Below are 21,649 nucleotides of genomic sequence, written 5' to 3' on the forward strand. Positions count from 1 at the left end.
TACAAGGCCGCATTGTTGTAAATTCCACCATTATTTGTCCCAGCGCATCATTCGCGCATTTGCATCCAGGCGGCAGTCGCTTCGCGATCGGAATACGTCCCATCGTGACGTATTCCCCCGGCGGGTGACCCCATGTTGGGCAGTCCCTTATTTCACCACCAGATCATGCGCCATCACGGCCTTTAAATAGACGCTGACGGCGTCGCCTGGCTCGCGCTGGGAGAACCTGTCCATTCTGCGCTGGCCTTGCGCATTTCCTTATTTCACCACCAGATCATGCGCCATCACGGCTTTTAAATAGACGCTGACGGGGTCGCCTGGCTCGCGCTGGGAAAACCACCATGCGCTGGCCTTGCGCATTTCCCAGTCCTGTTCCTCGCCCGTCAGCAGCAGGGCGGCCGCCTGGCCCAGGGTGGGCTGGTGGCCGACGATGAGGACGGTTTCCTTGCCGGCGGGCCAGTTCGCCGCCTTGAGGATGTCTTCCGCTTCGGCGCCGGGCGCCAGTTCCGTCATCAGCTTGAACTTGCGCCCCAGCGCCTCGGCCGTCTGCAGGGTGCGCAGGGCGGGGCTGACGAGGATGCGGCAGTTCTCCGGGAGTTGCGAGGCGAGCCACTCACCCATGCGGCGCGCCTGCTTTTGCCCTTTGACGGTCAGTGCGCGTTCGAGGTCGGGAACGCCCGGCTCGGCTTCTGCGTGTCGCCACAAGATGAGATCCATGCTGTACTCCTCTGTGTTGAGTGTGAAATAGCCTTATTCGCCGACCTCCGCGCCCGGCGTGCCCAAGGTCTGCATCAGGTATTGCTGGGCGCTGAACGGACTTTGCTTGCCGCGCGGCTTGCGGCGCGCGTAATGGCCCGTCGGCTCCAGTTCCCATGCATTTGTATTATCCTTCAAATACGGATTCAGGCCCTCGGCGATCACGCGCCGTTTCAGCGCCCGGTCAAGCACAGGGAAGGCCACTTCCACCCGGCGGAACAGGTTGCGGCTCATCCAGTCGGCGCTGGCCAGGTAAACATCGTGCGCCAGGTCGTTGCGGAAGTAGTAAATGCGGCTGTGTTCGAGGAAACGCCCGATCACGGAGCGCACCTTGATGTTTTCCGACAAGCCCGGCACGCCCGGCTTCAGGGTGCAGGCGCCGCGCACGATCAGGTCGATCTTCACGCCATCGGTCGAGGCCGCATACAGGGCGCGGATCACGGATTCATCCACCAGCGCATTGACCTTCACGATGATGCGCCCGCGCCGGCCCGCGCGGGCGATCTTCGCCTCGTTGCGGATAGCCTTGATGATCTCGCTTTGCAGGCCGAACGGCGCCAGCCACAGATGGTTCAGATTATGCGGCTTGGTCAGGCTGGTCAGGTGGATGAACACTTCGTTCACTTCCACGGCCAGGTCCTGGTTGGCCGTCAGCAAGCCGAAATCCGTGTACAGCTTGGTTGTGGTGGGGTGATAGTTGCCGGTGCCCAGGTGGGCGTAGAAACGCAGCGCGCCTTCTTCGCGGCGGATGACGAGCGCGACCTTGGCGTGCGTCTTCAAGCCCACCACGCCGTACACGACTTGCGCGCCCGCCTGCTCCAGCTTGTCTGCCCAGTTGATATTGGCTTCTTCGTCGAAGCGCGCCATCAGTTCCACGATAACGGTCACTTCCTTGCCAGCCTTCGCCGCCGTGATCAACGATTCCATCAGGTCCGAATTCATGCCGGTGCGGTAGATGGTCTGCTTGATGGCGACGACGGACGGATCGTAGGCGGCGCTGCGCACGAAGTCGATCACCGTCTGGAACGACTGGTAGGGGTGGTGCAGCAGGATGTCGTGCTTGTTCAGCGCGGCAAAGATATCGTTGCCGATGGCTTTGTGCGCGAGGCCGGGGAAGAAAGGCGGGAAGCGCAGTTCCGGCTGCTTGACGTGGTCGATCATTTCCGACAGGCGCACCAGATTGACGGGGCCGTTGACGCGGTAGAGGCGGCTTTGATCCAGGCTGAACTGGTCGAGCAGGAACTGCGACAGTTCCGGCGGACAATTGCGCGCCACTTCCAGGCGCACCGAGGTGCCGAACTGGCGTCCCACCAGCTCGCCTTTCAGGGCCTGGCGCAGGTTCTTGACTTCATCCTCGTCGACCCACAGGTCGCTGTCGCGCGTGACGCGGAACTGCGAATAGGCAATGACTTCGCGTCCGGCAAACAGGTCGGAAATGTGTGCGTGGATGACGGACGACAATAAACAGAAGGACACGCCATCGCCGGAAATCTCGTCCGGCAGCTTGATGACGCGCGGCAAGACACGGGGCGCCTTGACGATGGCGATCGCCGTACCGCGGCCAAACGCATCCTTGCCGCTCAGCGAAACGATGAAATTGAGGCTTTTATTCACCACTTGCGGGAACGGGTGGGCCGGGTCGAGGCCGATCGGCGTCAGCAAAGGCCGCACTTCGCGGTCGAAATACTGCTTGACCCACGCGCGCTGCGCCTCGTTGCGGTCGCTGTCGCGCAGCAAATGCACGCCCGCTTCGCGCAGGGCCGGCAAGACTTCGCTATTTAATATCTCGTACTGGCGTTCCACCAGCGCATGGCATTCCTTGCCGATGCGCTCCAGGTTGGCCGCCAGGGCAGGGTGGCCGGCCAGCGAGCCGCCGATGCTGCCGGCCGCCAGCAGGCTGGCCACGCGCACTTCAAAGAATTCATCCATATTGCTGCTGACGATGCACAGGTAGCGCAGGCGCTCGAGCAGTGGAATGTTCGGGTCTTCCGCCTGGGCCATCACGCGTCGGTTGAAAGTCAGTTGCGACAGCTCGCGGTCCAGCAGGATGCCCGACTTGGTCACTTCCATGTGCAGTTCAGGTTTCATATTCTTTTGTCTTTTCAGATAGTTAATTCTAGCCGTATTTCAGCATGTATGACGCGTTGTGAGTGTAATCATGAAATATGACGTAAGCGTGACATAAGCTGTCATAAAGCGTCGCCCGTCCTGTCATTTTTCAGACCGAAAATGGCGATTCCCCGGGCGTAGGCAAATATTTCAGGAAATTTTGCGCATGTCATAAAGCTGTCATATTCGCTTGCTAGACTGCGCAGCATTCAACCGGGACTTTGTGCCCTAACAACCCTGAGGACTTGATATGCAAATGAAGCAAATGTTCAAATTTATCGTCGTGGGTGCTTCGGCAGCGATGGCATTTTCTTCCGCTTCCGTCATGGCGGCAGATATGACAGGTGCTGGCGCAACCTTCCCGTACCCGATCTACGCCAAATGGGCTGAGACGTACAAAGCCAACACGGGCAACGGCCTGAACTACCAGTCCGTCGGTTCCGGCGCTGGCATCAAGCAAATCAAGGCCAAGACTGTTGAATTCGGCGCCTCGGACATGCCGTTGAAGGCAGAAGAGCTGGAAGAAGCGGGCCTGATGCAATTCCCGGCCATCATGGGCGGCGTGGTCACCATCGTCAACCTGGACGGCGTCAAGCCTGGCCAGCTGAAGATGACGGGCAAGGTCGTTGCCGATATCTACCTGGGCAAGATCACCAAGTGGAGCGCGCCAGAGATCGCTGCGTTGAACACGGGCGTCAAGCTGCCGGACACGGAAATCACCGTGGTGCACCGCGCCGACGGTTCGGGCACGTCCTTCCTGTTCACCGACTTCCTGTCGAAAACCAACCCGGAATTCAAATCGAAAATCGGTGCTGGCTCGGCTGTGAAATGGGCCGTGGGCGTGGGCGGCAAGGGTAACGAAGGCGTCGCCGCCAACGTGCAGCGTATCAAGGGTTCGATCGGCTACGTCGAGTGGGCTTACGCCAAGAAAAACAATATGTCGCACACCCAGCTGCAAAACAAGGACGGCAACTTCCTGCAGCCTGACGACGAAAATTTCAAGGCAGCTGCCGCTTCGGCACCTTGGACGCAAACCCCAGGCTTCGGCGTGGTCCTGACCGACCAGGCTGGCAAGAACAGCTGGCCGATCACCGGCGTGTCGTTCATCCTGATGCACAAAGTCCAGGCTGACGCAGCCAAGGCCAAAGAAGTCCTGAAATTCTTCGACTGGGCCTACAAGAACGGTGGCGCCGCCGCCGTTGAACTGGACTACGTGCCAATGCCGGCATCGGTCATCAAACTGGTGCAGGACTCGTGGAAAGCCAACCTGAAAGATGCATCGGGCAAAGCCATCTACTAATCTGATAGCTTGACCATGTAAGTACCGATCCTTGCCCCTCCGCCAGTAGCACGGCGGGGCAGGGAGTTAGCCAGGACCGCCCGCAAGCCCTTGCAGACGGTCCTGGCTAAAGAAGCAAAAATAAAACAAGAGTTCACAACAGCAGTACCTGCAAACAGCGACACCGGCAGTACCACCCACATCTGGCACACTATGAGCGCACAATCTACCTCTTCCACGATCCCCATGCCAGGCGGCACCATGACCGATTCCATCAGTCACGCACAGATGCTTTCCACCATGCGCAAGCAGCGCTTCCAGGACTTCATGTTCCACAAGGTGACGATGCTGTTCGCCCTGTCGGTGCTGATCGTGCTGGTCGGCATCATCATTTCGCTGATCATGGAATCCATACCGGCCTTCAAGACCTTCGGCCTGCATTTCATCGTTTCGGCCGAGTGGGATCCCGTCAATGACCAGTACGGCGCCCTGATCCCCATCATCGGCACCCTGGTGACGTCGGTGATTGCCCTGCTGATCGCCTTTCCTGTCAGCTTCGGCATCGCCCTGTTCCTGACGGAAATCTGCCCGGCCTGGCTGCGCCGCCCGCTGGGCACGGCTGTCGAACTGCTGGCCGGCGTGCCATCGATCATCTACGGCATCTGGGGCCTGTTCGTTTTCGCGCCCCTGTTCGCCGACCACGTCCAGCCCATCCTGAAAGCCACCCTGGGCAACGTGCCTGTCATCGGCCAGCTGTTCAGCGGCCCCATGATGGGCATCGGCCTGCTGACGGCCGGCCTGGTGCTGGCCATCATGATCATCCCCTTCATCGCTTCGGTGATGCGCGACGTGTTCGAGATCGTCCCTGCCGTGCTGAAGGAATCGGCCTACGGCCTGGGCTGCACGCGCTGGGAAGTGGTGCGCAAGATCGTTCTGCCTTACACCAAGACCGGCGTCGTCGGCGGCGTCATGCTGGGCCTGGGCCGCGCGCTGGGCGAGACCATGGCCGTGACCTTCGTCATCGGCAACGCAAATAAACTGTCGTGGTCGCTGTTCGCCGCCGGTAACAGCATCACCTCGCTGCTGGCGAATGAATTCGGCGAAGCGCAGTCCGAACTGCACGTGGCGTCGCTGTTCTCGCTGGCACTGATCCTGTTTGTCATCACCTTTATCGTCTTATCCGCCGCCAAGCTGATGCTGGCTGGCATGTCCCGCAAGGAAGGCACGAAATGAGCCAGCTCAGCCAAGTTAGCAGCACCGACGTACCGGCCAAGCCGGCCATGAATCCTGTCTACCGCAAGCGGCTGCTGATGCACCGCATCGGCATCGCCCTGTCGGTAGCCGCCATGGCCCTGGGCCTGGCCGTGCTGGTGTGGATTCTGTTCACCCTGGTAGTAAAAGGCTTCGGCGCCCTGTCGGTCGACCTGTTCACGCAAACCACGCCGGCTCCCGGCAGCGAAGGCGGCGGCTTGATCAACGCCATCGTCGGCAGCGCCCTGATGGTGGGCCTGGCCACCGTGGTCAGCACCCCGATCGGCATCCTGGCCGGCATCTACCTGGCCGAATACGGCGAAGAAAACAAGCTGGCGCAAGTGACGCGCTTTGTGACGGACATCATGCTGTCGGCGCCATCGATCGTCATCGGCCTGTTCGTGTATGCGCTGTACGTAGCCCATGTGAAACACTTCTCCGGTTACGCCGGCGCCATCGCCCTGTCGCTGATCGCCGTGCCGGTGGTGGTGCGCACGACGGACAATATGCTGCGCTTGGTACCGAACAGTCTGCTGGAAGCCGCGTTTGCCCTGGGTGCGCCGCGCTGGAAGGTCGCCACCCTGGTGCGCTTGCGCGCCGTCAAGGCGGGCGTGATCACCGGTGTCCTGCTGGCCCTGGCCCGCATCGCCGGTGAAACGGCACCGCTGCTGTTCACGGCCCTGAATAACCAGTTCCAAAGCTTCAACATGAATGCACCAATGGCCAACTTGCCGTCCGTCATCGCTTCGTTTGCGATGAGCCCGTACGACAACTGGCGCTCGCTGGCCTGGGGCGGCGCACTGCTGATCACCTTCAGCGTGCTTGCCTTGAATATCCTGTCGCGCACCGTGTTCAGCCAAAAAGTCCCTAATTAAACAGATACCGAGCGAAGCGAACCCATATGAATACGCAAATGAATCCAGCACAAGACCTGGCACCAAAGAAAAAAACCATCGAGATTTCGGGCCTGAACTTTTTTTACGGCAAAACGCAAAGCCTGCATAACGTCAACCTGGACATCCACGAGAAGAAGGTCACGGCCTTCATCGGCCCGTCCGGCTGCGGCAAGTCGACCCTGCTGCGCACCCTGAACCGCATGTACGACCTGTATCCGGGCCAGCGCGCGGAAGGCTCGATCCTGTACCGCGGCCGCAACGTGCTCGACGCCGACCAGGACGTCAACATGCTGCGCGCCAAGGTCGGCATGGTGTTCCAGAAGCCGACGCCATTCCCCATGTCCGTGTACGACAACATCGCCTTCGGCGTGCGCCTGTATGAAGACCTGTCGAAGGGCGAGATGGACGAGCGCGTCGAATGGGCGCTGAAAAAAGCCGCGCTGTGGGGCGAAGTGAAGGATAAGCTGAGCAAGAGCGGCCTGTCGCTGTCGGGCGGCCAGCAGCAGCGTTTGTGCATCGCGCGCGGCGTGGCCGTGAAACCGGACGTGCTGTTGCTGGACGAGCCGACGTCGGCGCTGGACCCGATCTCGACCTCGAAAGTGGAAGAGCTGATCAGCGAACTGAAACAGGATTACACGATCGCCATCGTGACGCACAATATGCAGCAGGCGGCACGCTGCTCCGACTATACGGCGTATATGTACCTGGGCGAACTGGTGGAATTCGGCGAAACGGACCAGATCTTCATGAATCCGGCCCGCAAGGAAACGCAGGATTACATCACCGGCCGCTTCGGCTGATCCGCCCCGCATAACGACATACAAGACAACTGAATACGGAGAGACAGCATGATAGGCGAACATTCATCCAAGCAATACGACAACGAACTCGAAGCGATCCGCTCGAAAGTGCTGCTCATGGGCGGCATCGTTGAAACCCAGTTCCTTGACGCGATGACCTGCTTTCGCATTGGCAACCCGGAGCGCGCCGACCGCGTGATGCGCGAAGACGACGTCGTCAACCAGCTGGAAGTGTCGCTCGATGATGCCTGCAGCCATCTGATCGTGCGCCGCCAGCCGGCCGCCAACGACTTGCGCACCATCATGGCCACCATCAAGGTGATCACGGACCTGGAACGCGTGGGCGACGAGGCGACGAAAATCGCCCGCGTGGCGAAGAATCTGCACAAGCGCGGCAACGCCGTCGTCAACCATTACGAAATGGTGCGCGGCATCGCCAACACGGCCACCGACATGCTGCACGACGCGCTGGACGCGTTTGCGCGCAATGATGGCAAGCAGGCATTACAATTAATTGCACAAGATGCCATCATCGACCATGAGTTTCGGTCTATCATGCGCAACTTGATTACTTTTATGATGGAAGACCCGCGCACGATTTCGGCGGCGCTCGATACCCTGTGGGTGGCCAAGGCCATCGAACGGATCGGCGACCATGCGAAAAACATCGCCGAATACGTGATCTACGTGGTTGAAGGCAAGGACATCCGCCACACCAAGGTGGCTGCTCCCGCCATTTCCGAGGAGCTCCCTGAGTAAGCTTTATGGCATCTGATAAAACCACGGTATTGATTGTTGAAGATGAGCCGGCCATCGTTGAACTGGTGACCTATTCGCTGCGCGAATCCGGCTGGAATTGCTGTTCTGTACAAAACGTCGCCGATGCCTGGGAATTCATCCAGCACCGCACGCCGCACTTGATCCTGCTGGACTGGATGCTGCCGGATCAGACGGGCTTGCGCCTGCTGTCACGCATCCGCGCCGACCGCAATTTCGCCGCCATCCCCGTCATCATGCTCACCGCCAAGAGCATGGAAGAAGACAAGCTGGCCGGCCTGAACAGCGGGGCTGACGATTACGTCACCAAGCCGTTCTCGCCGCGCGAGCTGCTGGCCCGTGCCAAGGCCCTGTTGCGGCGCAAGAGCCCGGAACACGCGCAGGCGCCCATGCGCGCCGGCAACGTGGCCCTGGACCCCGTCAGCTGCACCGTCATGATGGATGAACAGAAGATCGATATCGGCCATGCCGAATACAAGCTGCTGAAATTCCTGCTGGCCCATCCGGAACGCGTGTTTTCGCGCAGCCAGCTGCTCGACAAGGTGTGGGGCGACCATGTGGTGATCGAGGAACGCACGGTCGATGTCCACGTATTGCGCTTGCGCAAAGCCTTGAAAGAGGCGGAAAGCCTGATCAAGACGGTGCGCAGCGTCGGCTACATGTTGTCTGAAAAATAAAGCTGTCCACTATGAATCCGAAATTGCTGTTCTGGGTACCGGCCGCCTTGCGCATGGTGCTGGCGCTGCTGGGCGTGGGTGTCGTCTGGTATCTGCTGGGCGCCACGTACGCGCTGGGCATTGCCTTCGTGCTGATGGCCATGATGGTGTTCGTGCAGCTGTCGTATCTGTTCCAGCTGAGTAACTGGCTGGACAATCCGCAAAGCGCCAAGCTGCCCGATGGCTGGGGGGCCTGGACCAGCATCTTCGCGCGCCTGTACCGCATGCGCCGCGACGACGAGAAAAACCAGGCCGAGCTGACGGAGTGGCTGGCGCGTTTCCGCCAGGCCATGCACCTGCTGCCGGACGGCGTCGTCATCATGGATGACGTACTGTTCCTCGAATGGTGCAATCCGGCCGCCGAGAAACACCTGGGCCTGACGCACGAACGCGACAAGGGCATGCGCGTTACCAACCTGATCCGCAGTCCCGAGTTCATGGATTACATCATCCTGGGCCGCTACGACCAGCCCTTGACGATCACCTTCCGTAACCGCAAGCTGATCGTGCAGATCATCCCGTTCGAGAACCGCCGCCAGATTCTCGTCACGCACGACGTGACGGAAACGGAACGCATCGAGATGATGCGCCGCGACTTCATCGCCAATGCCTCGCACGAGCTGCGCACGCCGCTGACGGTCATCGTTGGCTTCCTGGAAATCGCTTCCGCCGAGCTGGACCTGGACGCCGCCACGCGCGCCGCCCACCTCAAGCTGATGACGGAGCAGGGCCACCGCATGCAGCACCTGATCGAAGACATGCTGACCCTGTCGCGCCTGGAATCGGTCGACTATCCGCTGCGCCCCGAACCGGTGGATGTCAAAAAGCTCATGCAGCAGGTCTTGCGCGATGCCAAGGGGCTGTCGGCCGGCAAGCACGAAGTGACCATGGAATGCAATGGCCCCGACGTGCTGGGCAGCTACGATGAGCTCTACAGTGCGTTTGGCAACCTGGCGTCGAATGCCGTGCGCTACACGCCGGCTGGCGGCGCCATCACCCTGCGCTGGCAGGATGGCGCGGCCGGTCCGCAATTCATCGCGCAGGATACGGGCATCGGCATCAGCCCCGAGCATATCGCCCGCCTGACGGAACGCTTTTACCGCGTCGACAAGAGCCGTTCGCGCGAAACCCAGGGCACGGGCCTGGGCCTGGCCATCGTCAAGCACGTGCTGCTGCGCCACGGCGGGACCCTGGCCATCCAGTCCGTTGCCGACAAGGGCAGCAGCTTCATCGCCAGCCTGCCCAAATCCGTCATCACGCCGCTGCAAGGCGAATTGCTGGTCAAGTAAATGGCACAGGGGAAGCGTCCCCTGTGTGCCACAGCGACTAGTGCAATGTTGGCAAAAGTCGTTACAATCAGGCCATGACTTTAATCAACGCTTCCTTTCGCCATGCAGGCGCGCAGCAACTGGCGCAATCGCTGCTGGCCGCGCGCCAGGCCACCCTGTCCCTGTTCGACTGCTACACGTATGCGGGCCTCGACGTGGTGGCCGGCATGCCGCACCATCCTCAACTCAGCCCGCCGCTGTGGCAACTGGGCAATATCGCCTGGTTTGCCGAGTGGTACATCCTGCGCGAAGCTCCCTCCAGCCACCCGGCGGACGCCGTCTACAATTCGCTGCTGACGCGCGGCGACGATTTGTTTGACGCGAACATGGTCGATCACCGTGCGCGCTGGTCGCTGGACTTGCCCAGCCCCGGCGCCGTCAAGACGTATTGCCACGAGGTCCTGGACCGGGTGCTGGACAAGCTGTCGCGCGAAGCCAATGTCGACAGCGCCCTGGCGCCGTACCGGCTGGCGCTGGCGCATGAAGACCTGTGCGGCGAGCAATTGCTGGCCGGCCTGCAATGGCTGGGCCTGAAAGGCCCCGAGGCGCAGCCGGCAAGCCCTTCCTTGCCGCTGGCGGCGGGCGAGATTTCCTTTCCGGGCGGTACCATCGAGCTGGGTTCGCGCCGCGACGGGGGGTTTGCCTTCGACAATGAATGCCCGCCACACGCGTGCTATGTGCCGCCGTTTACCATCGATGCCGTGCCCGTGTCGAATGCCCAGTTCGCCGATTTCGTGTCGGACGGCGGCTACCAGAACCGCCAGTTCTGGAGCGCGGCCGGCAGCGCCTGGCTGATGCAGCAGGAGCGTTCGTCGCCGCTGTACTGGCTGCGCGACGGCATGCAGTGGCGCACCATGCGCTTTGGCCAGCGCATGACCTTGCCGCTGCACGAAGCCGTGCGGCACATCAACCTGTATGAAGCGCAGGCGTATTGCGCCTGGGCCGGGCGCCGCCTGGCGAGCGAAGCGGAATGGGAGTATGCTGCGCTGTCCGGGCATCCGGTGTTCCAGTGGGGACACGTATGGGAATGGACGGCGACGCCGTTCGAGCCGTATCCGGGCTTTGCCCCCGATGCCTGGCGCGAATATTCGGCGCCGTATTTCATGCAGCACCAGGCGCTGCGCGGCGCCGCGTTCGCCACGCCGCTGCGCTTGCGCTCGGCGCGCATGCGCGCCTTCCAGGCGCCGCAGCGGGTCGATGGCTTCACGGGCATGCGCACCTGCGCCTGGTAATGCCCGGGGAGCAGGCATTCGCCCATCATTTCAGGAATACTTTTGAGTACAGATAACGCCCCGCAGTTCATTCCCAAACGCATCACGCCCACGCCGGAACAGGTCGCCATCCAGACGGCGCAAAAGAAGGTGGTGCTGATCGACGCCAATGCCGGCGCCGCCAAGACGACGACCCTGGCCCTGCGCCTGGCCGAAGCCCTGCACCGGGGCCGCGCGCCCGAACGCATGCTGGCGCTGGTGTTTACGGAAGCGGCGCGCGTGGCCCTGCGCCAGCGCCTGCTGGAAGTGGGCGTGCCGCTCGGTGTCGTCAAGCGCCTGACGATCGACACCTTCGACGCCTTTGCCGCCAAGGTGCTGCTGCAGATGGAGCGCGTGCAGGTGGCCGCCATGCGCAGCGACGAAGAACTGCGTCCCGTGGCGTGGGAAGCGCTCGAAGTCGTGTCCGAGAAATATGCACACCGCTATGCGCTGGAAATCAATACGACGAATGCGGCGATCGCCGAATTCCTGAAGTTGCAACTGCGCACCAAGGCGCGCATGGATTTCCAGCATCCGGACTTCGAAAGCAATTCCCTCGAAGATAATCTTGAGTTGCTGGGCATGTCGCGCACGCATTATCTGTGGCTGCGCGAATACGAAGGCTTGCGCGGCGCCGACACGGGCGATATCCAGTTCCGCGCGCCGTTCGACGCCACCTACGACCTGGTGCGCATGCTTGACGGCGACGAACCGCTGCGCCAGCAGTTGCCCGCCTTCCAGATCATCGTGGCCGATGAATTGCACGATTTGAACGAAGCGTCGTTCCGCCTGCTGACCATGCTGATCCGCCGTGGCAACGCCTTTTTCTGTGGCGCCGGCGACAAGGATCAAGTCATCTACACGTGGTCGGGCGCCGATCACCGCTTTTTGCGCCAGCGTTTCGAGCAGGAATTCCCCACCTTGCAGCGCCTGCCGCTGACGGCGTCCTACCGCTATGGTCCGCAACTGGCGCACGCCGTCGGCGTGCTGAAGAACAAGGCCAGCGTGTCGGCCCTGTCGCGCGCCACCCACATCGAGGTGCTGCAATACGCGCATACGCAGGCGCAGGCCTGCAGCGCACAGCTGATCGCCGCCCTTGAGCACGCGCATGCGGGTACCACGGCGATTTTGCTGCGCGACCGCGACCAGGCCATCCGCGTGGAAACGGCGCTGTTCCAGAGCGGCATCGCGTATGGCCTGGTGGACATGAACAGCTATCTGCTGAGCCAGGAAGTGCTGATGCTGCGCGGCATGGTCGCCATCGCCCGCAAGGATTTGCACGCGATCAAGAGCGGCCCGCGCCGCGGCGATATCCTCGAAGCCCTGGTGGCCTTCGCGGAAATCCCGTTTACCCGCACGGAGCTGCAGCAAGCCAAGGCCGACGTCGCCAATTACCCGGACTTGCTGGAAGGCTTCCTGACCAACCAGCTGGCCAAGTCCCACAACCAGGCCAAGGCGGCCCTGACGCAGGCGGCCGTCGACTACCTGCGCGCGTTGCCGCCCGACGCGCTGGCCGGTGACGCCCTGCAGCATATCTTTGCCCTGATGCAGCTGGAACAGACGGCGCGCCGCATTTATGTCGACCCGGCCCAGGCGCGGGTCGTGGCCCGTTCCCTGCACGGTTTCATCGCTGTCTGCCGCGAGGCGGGCGTGGCGCTGGGCGGTTTTGCCGGCTGGCTGGGCGAGATGGAAGAGGCCGTTGCCGTCACCAGCGGCAAGGCGCAGCTGGTCATCGCCTGCATCGACCAGATCAAGGGCCTGGAATACAGCCACGTGATCTTGCCTTACCTGGCCGTCGATGAATTCCCACGCAGCAAGACCGACCCGCTGGAAGAGGAAAACCGCTTCTATGTGGCCGCCACGCGCGCGCGCGACAGGCTGACCTTGCTGACGCCGGAAGATCCCGCCTACCAGAGCCGCTACATCGCCGCCCTGCAGCTCAACCAGAAAATTGTTGCGTCCAAGTCATAGATCTTTTGCTGTGTGGCTGCTTTTTGCGAAGGCGGAAACGGCGCATACTTTGTCGGACTGATCACAATCGATCTGAACTTACAAAGGAGGAACGACGCCTAACAAAACCGTAGCGAGCGGCGATGATTTGTGGCTAAGAAGCGCAACCGTGCTAGAGCACGGTGAGCATCGCAGGCCGCAAAGCGCGACGCGCAGTAGGTTTTGTTTGGCGTCCACGGCATGAAGATTTTCTTGACAGGCGCGGCAGGTTTCATCGGCAGTTCCATCGCGGCGGGCCTGGTGCGCGCCGGCCACCAGGTCACGGGCCTCGTGCGTAAACCGGAGCAGGTGGCCGAGCTGGCCAGCATCGGGGTGGAGGGTATCGTCGGTACCCTGGACAACCGTGAACTCATCATCGGGCAGGCGAGGGCGGCCGACGCCGTCATCAATGCGGCCAGCAGCGACCACAAGGGGGCCGTGGAAGCCATCATTGAAGCGCTGGCCGGCAGCAATAAGCCTTTCCTGCACACCAGCGGCTCGTCCATCGTGGGCGATGCCTCGGGCGGCGAGGGCACGGAGCAGATTTATTATGAAGACAAGCTGCCGGCGCCGACGGCCGACAAGGCGGCCAGGGTCGCCATCGACGACCTGGTATTGGCCAGCGCCGACAAGGGCGTGCGTGCCAGCGTACTGTGCAATACCCTGATCTATGGCCACGGCGCCTTGCCGCGCGACAGCGTGCAGCTGCCGCGTTTGCTGAAACAGGCGCGCAAGAGCGGCATCGTGCGCCACGTGGGGCCGGGCCGCAATATCTGGTCCAATGTGCACATCGACGACGTTGTCAGCCTGTACTTGCTGGCGCTGGAAAAATCGCCGGCCGGCACCTTTTACTTTGTCGAGTCGGGCGAGGCGGCCTTCCGCGACATGACGGCCGCCATCGCCGATGCATTGCAACTGGGACCTGCGCAGGACTGGCCGCTGCCGGAAGCGATCGCCGAATGGGGCTATGAAATGGCTTCCTACGGCCTCGGCTCGAACAGCCGCGTGCGCGGCGAACGGGCGCGCAAGCTGCTGGGCTGGCAGCCGCAGGGGCCAGGCGTGCTGGAGTGGATCAAGCATGACATGCTGAATCCGCCCCACTGATTGCCGGCAGTATTGATGCAACTCAGCAAAACAGATGCTGTGTGCGCTAGCGAACGGTGCATTTGCGTGAACAGGGGTATGATGACTTTGCCTGGTTGAGACGCACTGCCGTGAAGTTGGCGGCATGTTCGATCTTCCTGCAGGTCAGCCGGTCGCCTCAAGGATCGGCACCAGATTTTGCCTTGCATGGGCTGCCCCGCCAGGGACTGCCCATCGGCGCCGTAAGTCGTGTACTGCATCAACCCCTTCAAGGCCGGCGCTTGCCGGTCTTTTTTTTCGCCCGACGTTTTGTTGCGTGCCGTTTCGCCATCCACCGCCCCGTATCTGCCATTCGCCGAACAAGGCTATCGCCGTGCGCCCATGGCGCGTATCTTTACGATTAACCAACAACAAGGGGATATCGTGAAACCAGAACAAGCGTATTGCCGGCGTACCCAGCTGCTGTGGGGCGTGCTGCTGATCGCCATCGGCGCCGTCATCCTGCTGGACCGGCTCGATGTGATCATCCTCCACGATTACTATTCACTATGGCATTATTGGCCATTGATCATGGTTGCCTTCGGCCTCAACAAGCTGGTCGCGCCCGTGTCCGCCAAGCAGGTGTTGAGCGGCCTGTGGCTGATCTTCTTTGCCGCCTGGTGGTATGTCTCGTATGAAGAGCTGTGGAACTTGAATTTCTACAATAGCTGGCCAGCCCTGCTGATTGCCTGGGGCGTGGGGCTGGTGCTGGAACCGCTGCTGAACAAACACTTTATTGCCTACCGGGAGTCCGAGCATGAAAAATAAACCGCCGCTGCATTCGCCATCGCAGATCGTGCTGGGCGTCATCGTCATCGGGCTGGGCCTGCTGTTCCTGCTCGATAACCTGGGCTTCATCAATGTCCGCTACACCTTCCGCTTCTGGCCCACGGCATTCATCGTCTTCGGCCTGCTGAAGCTGTCGCAAAGCCGCAGCGCGAATGGCTATTTGCTTGGCGGCATGCTGGTTTTCCTGGGCGTGGCCTGGACCCTCAAGCACATGGGCATCTTCTACATGAACTGGGACGTGCTGTGGCCCTTGCTGATCATCGGCGTGGGCGTGGCCGTGGTTTCGAAGTCCTTGCCCGGTTCGCAGCAGCGGCTGCGCCGCCGGCGCTTTGCCGCGCAACAGGACGGCGCGGCGCCGGGCGATGCGTTTGGCCAGGCTAGGAATGGCGCCGTTTCGCTCGACAAGCAAGCCGATACGGCAGCGCCCGGCGCTGGCGCTGAGGGACATGCCGACGACGACAGCATCATCGAGGTGACGGCCATCCTGGGCGGCTATGTGCGGCGCGTGTCGTCGCAGCGCTTCAAGGGGGGCGACATCAATGTCATCATGGCAGGCTGCGAAATCGATTTGCGCCAGGCCTCGATCGAGGGTGAAGCCGTGCTCAACGTGTTTGCCCTGTGCGGCGGCATCACCATCAAGATTCCGCCTGACTGGAGCGTCGTACTGCAGGGCACGCCCATCCTCGGCGGTTTCGAAGAAAAGACCATCGTGCCGCCGAACAAGAACAAGCGTTTGTATGTGACTGGCTACGCCATCATGGGCGGCCTGGAAATCCGCAACTAGGCGCGCATGTCCGGGCCATTGTCGAAGCGGCGCGGCGCCGTGGCGCTGTTCCTCGTCTGCCTGGCGCTGGGCCTGGCCCTGGCGGTCATGCTCGCCAGGGTGGCACAGGCGCCGTGGCTGAATGCGGCCCTGCTGGTCGTGCCCGCCACGCTCGTGTATGCGATCGGCACGGGCTTTTCCGCCTTTTACCTGTGCCGCGCCTATCCCCTGAATGCCCGCCATCCGGCTGCCATCGCCGGCGTGATGGGCGTGGCGGCCCTGTTTGCGGGCTTGCTGTGGGCAACCCTGCTGCAGTTCCTGAACAGCGTCAGCCTGTTGCTGGATGTGCGCTGGCTGGGCGTGAACCTGAGCCAGTCGCTGCTGGCCCTGTTCTTTGGCGTGGGCGTGCTGCTGTATTGCCTGGTGGCCGCCGTGCATTATCTGCTGCTGGAATTCGTGCGCGCCAAGACGGCCGAGCAACGGGGGCTGGAAGCGCAGCTGATGGCCCAGGAAGCCCAATTGCGCATGCTGCGCACGCAAATCGACCCGCATTTCCTGTTCAATAGCTTGAATTCCATCAGTGCCTTGACGTCGATCAATGCGGCGGGCGCGCGCCAGATGACCTTGCAACTGGCCAGCTTCTTTCGCCAGAGCCTGAGCCTGGAAGCGCACAAGAAAATCGCCTTGCAGGAAGAGCTGGTGCTGATCCGGCACTTCCTCGCCATCGAGCAGGTGCGCTTTGGCGCGCGCCTGCAAGTGGCGGAAAGCATCGATGCCGCCGCGCTGGCGTGCCTGCTGCCGCCCATGCTGATACAGCCGCTGGTGGAAAATGCTGTCAAGCATGGCATTTGCGGCTTGACGGAGGGCGGCCTCATCACCATCGAGGCGCGGCGCGCGGGCAGCCTGCTGCACATTCGCGTGAGCAATCCGGTGGAGGCGGATCAGGCACCGGCGCGCGGCAATGGCGTGGGCCTGGAAAACGTGCGCCAGCGCCTGGCCGGCGCCTATGGCCATGAAGCCGGCGTGCACTGGGCGCGGCGCGGCGCGGCGTTTGACGTGACGATATCGATGCCGGCGCAGACCGGCGATATGGAGGAAGAATGATGCAGGCAAAAATGCGGGTAGCCATCGTCGACGACGAACTGCTGGCGCGCGGCGTGCTGCGCGAATACCTGGCGCGTCACGACGATATCGAGGTCGTGGCCGAATGCGCCAACGGCTTCGAGGCCGTCAAGGCCATCGCGGAACTGGAACCGGAGCTGGTGTTCCTCGACATCCAGATGCCGCGCCTGGACGGCTTCGAAGTGGCGGAACTGATAGGCGCAAAGACGCGCCTGATCTTTGTCACGGCCTACGACCAGTACGCCTTGAAGGCCTTCGAATGCCATGCGCTCGATTACCTGCTGAAACCGTTCAGCGAGCAGCGCTTCGAGCAGGCGCTGGCCCATGCCCGCGCCCACCGCAGCGCGCCTGAAGCTGTGCAGGCGGCGGCGCGCGAGGCGGCCACGCGCGCCGCGCCGCTCGACCGCGTGCTGATACGCGACGGTGCGAAAGTCCACGTCATCGCCAGCGCGCGCATCGACTACATCGAAGCGCAGGACGATTACATCAGCATCCGTTCGGAAGGCAAGTCCTACCTGAAAAGCCAGCGACTGTCGGAGCTGGAAACCCAGCTCGATCCCGCCAAGTTCCTGCGCGTGCACCGGTCGTATCTGCTCAACATCGACGGTATCCGCCGCATCGAGGCGGCAACGAAAGACAGCCACGTGGCCATCCTGCGCGACGATACGAGGATACCCGTGAGCAAGGCGGGCTACCAGAAGCTCAAGGTTTTAGTTGGCTAGCTGCACATCCCACCAGGTGGGCAAGAGTTGCCGGATTTCCGGGCGCGAAAAGCGGTCGTCGATCAGGTAGACGACGCCCTTGTCCGACTGCGTGCGGATGACCCGGCCGGCCGCCTGCACCACTTTCTGCATGCCCGGGTACAGATACGTGTAGTCGTAGCCGGCGCCGAAGATGTCGCCCATGCGCTGGCGGATCTGTTCGTTGACGGGGTTGATCTGCGGCAAACCGAGGGTGGCGATGAAGGCGCCGATCAGGCGCGCGCCCGGCAAGTCGATGCCTTCGCCAAACGCACCACCGAGCACGGCAAAGCCGATGCCGCGCGTCTCCAGGCCGAAGCGCCCGAGGAACTGGCTGCGCGCAGCGTCATCCATGCGGCGCGGCTGCTGCCAGAGGGGCACGTCCGGATAATGCTGGGCGAACAAGTGGGCCGTCTTTTCCATGTAGTCGAAGCTGCTGAAAAAGGCCAGGTAATTGCCCGGCGTTTCCCGGTACTGGCGCGCCATCAGCTGGGCGATGGGCAGCAGCGAGGCGGCCCGGTGCTGGTAGCGCGTGGAAATATTGTCGGCCACGCGCACGGACAATTGTTCCGCCTGGAACGGCGATTCCACGTCGACCCAGGCCGTGTCGGCCGGCATGCCCAGGGTATCGCTGTAGTAATTCCACGGACTCAGGGTGGCGGAAAACAGGGCCGTGCTGTGGCTGGCCGCGAAACGTTCCTTCAGGAACGGCGCGGGGACGATGTTGCGGATGCAGACGGTGGAACCCGTGTCCGTTTTGCTGACATCGAACAGCGAATGTTCGGCGAAGCTTTCCGCCAGGCGGTTGATCAGCAGCACGTCGAAATAGAAGCGCTGCAAGTCTTCGTCCAGGGAAGTGGCGTGCTCGGCCATGTAGTCGCCGATGGCCGTGGCCACGCCTTGCAGGGCGCCAAAGAATTTCTCGGGCAAGGCCGCATGCACGTGGTAGTCGCCGTCCTGTTCTTTCAGCAAAGCCGTCCACTGGCGCGCGAGGCGGTCCAGCGGCTTTTTCAGTGCCTCGGGCGCGAACTTGCGCAGTATTTTCAGATTGATCTGCTGCAGCTCGGCCGAGTACATGCTGCGTGCGCGAGAGACCATATTGTGCGCCTCGTCGACCAGCACGTTGACCTTCCAGTCGTGGGCCAGGGTCATGCCGTACAGCATGGCGCTGAGGTCGAAATAATAGTTGTAGTCGCCGATCACGACATCGCTCCAGCGCGCCAGTTCCATGCCCAGGTAATACGGGCAGATGCCCTGCTGCAAGGCGATGGCGCGCACGGCTTCCTTGTCGAGTATCAAACCGCTGGCCAGCGCCACTTCGCGCGCCAGCGGCAAACGGTTGTAAAAACCCTTGGCCAGCGGACACGCTTCGCCGTGGCAGGCCTTGTCAGGATGCTCGCAGGCGCTGCTCTTGGCGCTCAGTTCCAGCACGCGCAAGGGCAGCAGCGGGGCGCTATCCTTCAGGATGGCGCAGGCGTCGAGCGCCATCTGGCGGCCCGGCACCTTGGCGGCCAGGAAAAACAGTTTATCCAGGCCATGCGCGGCCGTCGCTTTCAGCATCGGGAACAGGCTGCCCACCGTCTTGCCGATACCGGTCGGCGCCTGCGCCAGCAAGCCGCAGCCACGGCTGCTGGCCTTGTACATGGCCTCGGCCAGCTGGCGCTGTCCCGGGCGAAAGTGCGCGTGGGGGAAGGCCATGCTGGTGAGCTGCCCGTCGCGGCTGGCGCGGTGCGCCATTTCCTGTTCGGCCCAGTCGAGGAACAGCGCGCAATGCTGCTCGAAGAAGGTACGCAGCGCCCCGGCCGTGCATTCCTCGTGCATGAGCGTTTCCTTCTGGCTCGCGATATCGAAATACACGAGCGCCACGCGCAACATGGGCAGGTTCAGCTGCTGGCACAGCAAGTGGCCATAGATGCGCGCCTGCGCCCAGTGCAGCTGGCGGTGGTTGGCGGGCATGGCATCCAGGTCGCCCCGGTATGTCTTGATTTCTTCCAGCTGGCGCCGCGCCGGGTCGTAGCCGTCGGCGCGGCCCCGCACGTGCAAGGGCCCGAAGTTGCCGGACAGGCTGATTTCGCGCTGGTAATCATCGTCGCGCCGGCCCGTGACGGTGGCGTGGCCCGCCATGCCTTCCTGCGCCGTGGGCGAAGGCGTGAAGCGCAAGTCCAGGTCGCCCACCTTGGCCGTGAATTCGCACAGGGCGCGCACGGCGATCGTGTACGTGTTTCCTCTCATGCCGCCGCCTGCCATTGCAGGTAGCACACGCTGACGGGCATGGCGTGCCGGGCGCAATAGGCGATCCAGCGCAGCTGGTTGTCTTGCAGGCGGTCGCCCGGCCCCTTGACTTCGATCATGCGGTAGCGCTGCTCCTGCGGCCAGAACTGGATCAGGTCGGGGAAGCCGCTGCGGTTGCTTTTGATGTCGAGCAAGATGCGTTCAAACGCTTTTTTCAGGTGCGCGGCCGGAATGCAGGCCAACGCCAGGTCCAGCAAGCCATCGCCCAGCACCTCCCAGCTGACGAAGGGCGAGGCGATGCCGTGCTTGGCGGCCAGGGTGGCGCGGATGCTTGCCTGGTAGCTGCCGTCGTCCAGCCGCGCCAGGCAGGCGGAAAAATCGCCGCTGCGGCGCAGGTAAAAGTCGGCGCTGTGCAAGTCGGCGGGGCCACGGTGGAACGGGTGGAAGAAGGCACCGGGGATGGCCTTGAAGATGGCGGGCCAGCACAGCAGGCCGAACAGCGAATTGATCAAGGTGTTCTCCACGTAATACACGGGCGCATCGTCGTGGCTCAGGTGCTGCCTCACGACGATTTCCACATAGCAGGCCTGTTCCGGATGCGGCAGCAGCAGGTCGATGCGTTCCACGCTTGCCGCCGCACTGGCCGCCTGCTTGGCATGGCCCAGCTTGCGTCGCAGACGGGGCGCCATGCGCAGCAGCAATTGCTGTTCCGCCTCGCTTTCCGGCGCCGCCAGGGCGATGGTCAGCCTGTCGTAGGCCGCTTGCGGTTGCTCATCTTTTTCCAGCACGCGGATGGCGCGGCCGCGCGCGCCCGGATAGCGGCAGTCGGCATAGGCGCGGTAGGCGGCGGGCCAGTCCTGGCATTTTTCCAGGTGCTGGGCGATCTGGAAGGTCAGCTTGTCGCGCCGGCTGGCCAGCCAGGTATTCTCGGGCGGCAAAGGCAGCGCGGCCAGTTCCCGCAACACTTCGTCGGCCGGCGCGCTGTCGTTGTAGCGTTCGCGGCACTGGTGCAGCACTTCATAGTGCTCGATATCCTGGCGAGTGCGAAAACCGCGCGACTGCGGCGAGAATTCCACTTTTTCGTATTGGTACACGCCCAGGTCTGACAGCACGAATTCCGACCAGTCCTGGTGATAGTTGCCAAAGTAAATCAGGCGCAGGCGGTCGCACAGGGGCTGCATGCCGATGCGGTACAGCACGTCGGTGCAGGCCGGATACCACGCGGAGAACGCTTGATCGTCCGCATGCTGTTCGCGCAATGCCTCCAGCTGCTCGGCCTTGCGCGCCACCCTCAAGGGCGCGGCGAGGTCGAAGGCCTGGGCGATTTCCGCCTTCAGCAGCAGGTCGAACAGTTCTTCGAGCGAGATGACGGGATCGGCCACCACCCAGCCCGTCGCCAGCAGGGGCAGGGCGGCGGCGCGCGTGTCGCCGATTTCAGGGTAATTGAGTTTGCTGGCGCGAAACAAACAGCCCTTGCGCATGACGAGGCGCACGAACAGGGCGCGCGAGGGCAGCGGCAATGCGCCGAACTGGGCGATGAATTGCGTTTCTTCAACGCTCAGCAGGTCGGCATAGCGTGTGGCTATCCAGCTCAGCACATCCTGGAAATTGTCCAGATAGTACAGGGGATTTTCCAGGACTCTCAGCATGGGAATATCAATAGGGCAAGATGCAAGGTGACGGGTTTTACTGTGTTTATATACAGTTTAAACCTTCATCCGCCGCTTGCC

Annotated in this window: 18 protein-coding genes; 14 read left to right on the plus strand and 4 right to left on the minus strand. The window is 62.2% G+C overall.

The window, feature by feature from the left end; all coding sequences use genetic code 11:
• Positions 1–258: 258 nt before the first annotated feature.
• Complete coding sequence (sixA, locus tag JaAD80_RS06405) at positions 259–717, minus strand: phosphohistidine phosphatase SixA (protein ID WP_102293413.1); 459 nt, start codon at positions 715–717, stop codon at positions 259–261.
• Between the two features lie 33 nt (positions 718–750).
• Complete coding sequence (gene ppk1 / locus JaAD80_RS06410; RefSeq protein WP_102293414.1) at positions 751–2,844, minus strand: polyphosphate kinase 1; 2,094 nt, start codon at positions 2,842–2,844, stop codon at positions 751–753.
• 271 nt (positions 2,845–3,115) lie between these two features.
• Between ppk1 and pstS the strand changes: the two genes are divergently transcribed.
• The 14 genes from pstS to JaAD80_RS06480 all read left to right on the plus strand — a co-directional run bounded on the left by pstS (position 3,116) and on the right by JaAD80_RS06480 (position 17,669).
• Positions 3,116–4,165, plus strand: a complete 1,050-nt coding sequence (gene pstS, locus JaAD80_RS06415; RefSeq protein ID WP_102293415.1) for a phosphate ABC transporter substrate-binding protein PstS — start codon at positions 3,116–3,118, stop codon at positions 4,163–4,165.
• Positions 4,166–4,405: 240 nt separating this feature from the next.
• Complete coding sequence (pstC, locus tag JaAD80_RS06420; protein WP_225240714.1) at positions 4,406–5,377, plus strand: phosphate ABC transporter permease subunit PstC; 972 nt, start codon at positions 4,406–4,408, stop codon at positions 5,375–5,377.
• Positions 5,374–6,270 (plus strand): phosphate ABC transporter permease PstA, encoded by an 897-nt coding sequence (gene pstA, locus JaAD80_RS06425; RefSeq protein ID WP_102293416.1) that lies wholly within the window; start codon positions 5,374–5,376, stop codon positions 6,268–6,270. The genes pstC and pstA overlap by 4 nt, the downstream gene beginning before the upstream one ends.
• A gap of 38 nt (positions 6,271–6,308) precedes the next feature.
• Positions 6,309–7,091 (plus strand): phosphate ABC transporter ATP-binding protein PstB, encoded by a 783-nt coding sequence (pstB, locus tag JaAD80_RS06430; RefSeq protein ID WP_010396817.1) that lies wholly within the window; start codon positions 6,309–6,311, stop codon positions 7,089–7,091.
• A 48-nt stretch (positions 7,092–7,139) separates the two neighbouring features.
• Entirely contained in the window at positions 7,140–7,850 is a 711-nt protein-coding gene (gene phoU, locus JaAD80_RS06435) for a phosphate signaling complex protein PhoU (protein ID WP_070218051.1), read from the plus strand.
• A gap of 5 nt (positions 7,851–7,855) precedes the next feature.
• Positions 7,856–8,545, plus strand: a complete 690-nt coding sequence (locus JaAD80_RS06440) for a response regulator (RefSeq protein ID WP_034755074.1) — start codon at positions 7,856–7,858, stop codon at positions 8,543–8,545.
• A gap of 11 nt (positions 8,546–8,556) precedes the next feature.
• Entirely contained in the window at positions 8,557–9,873 is a 1,317-nt protein-coding gene (phoR, locus tag JaAD80_RS06445) for a phosphate regulon sensor histidine kinase PhoR (RefSeq protein ID WP_102293417.1), read from the plus strand.
• Between the two features lie 74 nt (positions 9,874–9,947).
• On the plus strand, positions 9,948–11,144 hold the full coding sequence (senA, locus tag JaAD80_RS06450; RefSeq protein WP_258002838.1) for a selenoneine synthase SenA: 1,197 nt from the start codon (positions 9,948–9,950) through the stop codon (positions 11,142–11,144).
• 42 nt (positions 11,145–11,186) lie between these two features.
• Positions 11,187–13,133, plus strand: a complete 1,947-nt coding sequence (locus tag JaAD80_RS06455) for a UvrD-helicase domain-containing protein (protein WP_102293418.1) — start codon at positions 11,187–11,189, stop codon at positions 13,131–13,133.
• 219 nt (positions 13,134–13,352) lie between these two features.
• Positions 13,353–14,255, plus strand: coding sequence for an NAD-dependent epimerase/dehydratase family protein (locus JaAD80_RS06460; RefSeq protein ID WP_102293436.1), 903 nt, complete (start codon positions 13,353–13,355; stop codon positions 14,253–14,255).
• A 402-nt stretch (positions 14,256–14,657) separates the two neighbouring features.
• Positions 14,658–15,041, plus strand: a complete 384-nt coding sequence (locus tag JaAD80_RS06465; RefSeq protein WP_102293437.1) for a LiaI-LiaF-like domain-containing protein — start codon at positions 14,658–14,660, stop codon at positions 15,039–15,041.
• Positions 15,031–15,846 carry a LiaI-LiaF-like domain-containing protein gene (locus JaAD80_RS06470; protein ID WP_102293419.1) on the plus strand — a complete coding sequence of 272 codons (816 nt, stop codon included), beginning with the start codon at positions 15,031–15,033 and terminating at the stop codon, positions 15,844–15,846. The genes JaAD80_RS06465 and JaAD80_RS06470 overlap by 11 nt, the downstream gene beginning before the upstream one ends.
• Before the next feature lie 6 nt (positions 15,847–15,852).
• Positions 15,853–16,929 carry a sensor histidine kinase gene (locus JaAD80_RS06475; RefSeq protein ID WP_102293420.1) on the plus strand — a complete coding sequence of 359 codons (1,077 nt, stop codon included), beginning with the start codon at positions 15,853–15,855 and terminating at the stop codon, positions 16,927–16,929.
• An 11-nt stretch (positions 16,930–16,940) separates the two neighbouring features.
• The gene (locus tag JaAD80_RS06480; protein WP_102293439.1) at positions 16,941–17,669 is read left to right on the plus strand and encodes a LytTR family DNA-binding domain-containing protein; all 729 of its coding nucleotides are present in this window, start codon (positions 16,941–16,943) and stop codon (positions 17,667–17,669) included.
• On the opposite strand, the gene JaAD80_RS06485 is transcribed toward JaAD80_RS06480, so the two are convergent.
• Positions 17,658–19,919 carry an ATP-dependent DNA helicase gene (locus tag JaAD80_RS06485; RefSeq protein WP_102293438.1) on the minus strand — a complete coding sequence of 754 codons (2,262 nt, stop codon included), beginning with the start codon at positions 19,917–19,919 and terminating at the stop codon, positions 17,658–17,660. The genes JaAD80_RS06480 and JaAD80_RS06485 overlap by 12 nt on opposite strands.
• Complete coding sequence (locus tag JaAD80_RS06490; RefSeq protein ID WP_102293421.1) at positions 19,916–21,568, minus strand: VRR-NUC domain-containing protein; 1,653 nt, start codon at positions 21,566–21,568, stop codon at positions 19,916–19,918. Before JaAD80_RS06490 ends, JaAD80_RS06485 begins: the two co-directional genes overlap by 4 nt.
• Positions 21,569–21,649 lie beyond the last annotated feature (81 nt).

The sequence above is a fragment of the Janthinobacterium sp. AD80 genome (assembly GCF_002878455.1).
GTDB lineage: Bacteria > Pseudomonadota > Gammaproteobacteria > Burkholderiales > Burkholderiaceae_D > Janthinobacterium.

Coding starts and splice junctions, on each gene's coding strand:
- sixA (WP_102293413.1), bottom strand. CDS start 717: ATGGATCTCATCTTGTGGCGACACGCAGAAGCCGAGCCGGGCGTTCCC.
- ppk1 (WP_102293414.1), bottom strand. CDS start 2,844: ATGAAACCTGAACTGCACATGGAAGTGACCAAGTCGGGCATCCTGCTG.
- pstS (WP_102293415.1), top strand. CDS start 3,116: ATGCAAATGAAGCAAATGTTCAAATTTATCGTCGTGGGTGCTTCGGCA.
- pstC (WP_225240714.1), top strand. CDS start 4,406: ATGACCGATTCCATCAGTCACGCACAGATGCTTTCCACCATGCGCAAG.
- pstA (WP_102293416.1), top strand. CDS start 5,374: ATGAGCCAGCTCAGCCAAGTTAGCAGCACCGACGTACCGGCCAAGCCG.
- pstB (WP_010396817.1), top strand. CDS start 6,309: ATGAATCCAGCACAAGACCTGGCACCAAAGAAAAAAACCATCGAGATT.
- phoU (WP_070218051.1), top strand. CDS start 7,140: ATGATAGGCGAACATTCATCCAAGCAATACGACAACGAACTCGAAGCG.
- JaAD80_RS06440 (WP_034755074.1), top strand. CDS start 7,856: ATGGCATCTGATAAAACCACGGTATTGATTGTTGAAGATGAGCCGGCC.
- phoR (WP_102293417.1), top strand. CDS start 8,557: ATGAATCCGAAATTGCTGTTCTGGGTACCGGCCGCCTTGCGCATGGTG.
- senA (WP_258002838.1), top strand. CDS start 9,948: ATGACTTTAATCAACGCTTCCTTTCGCCATGCAGGCGCGCAGCAACTG.
- JaAD80_RS06460 (WP_102293436.1), top strand. CDS start 13,353: ATGAAGATTTTCTTGACAGGCGCGGCAGGTTTCATCGGCAGTTCCATC.
- JaAD80_RS06470 (WP_102293419.1), top strand. CDS start 15,031: ATGAAAAATAAACCGCCGCTGCATTCGCCATCGCAGATCGTGCTGGGC.
- JaAD80_RS06475 (WP_102293420.1), top strand. CDS start 15,853: ATGTCCGGGCCATTGTCGAAGCGGCGCGGCGCCGTGGCGCTGTTCCTC.
- JaAD80_RS06480 (WP_102293439.1), top strand. CDS start 16,941: ATGCGGGTAGCCATCGTCGACGACGAACTGCTGGCGCGCGGCGTGCTG.
- JaAD80_RS06485 (WP_102293438.1), bottom strand. CDS start 19,919: ATGAGAGGAAACACGTACACGATCGCCGTGCGCGCCCTGTGCGAATTC.
- JaAD80_RS06490 (WP_102293421.1), bottom strand. CDS start 21,568: ATGCTGAGAGTCCTGGAAAATCCCCTGTACTATCTGGACAATTTCCAG.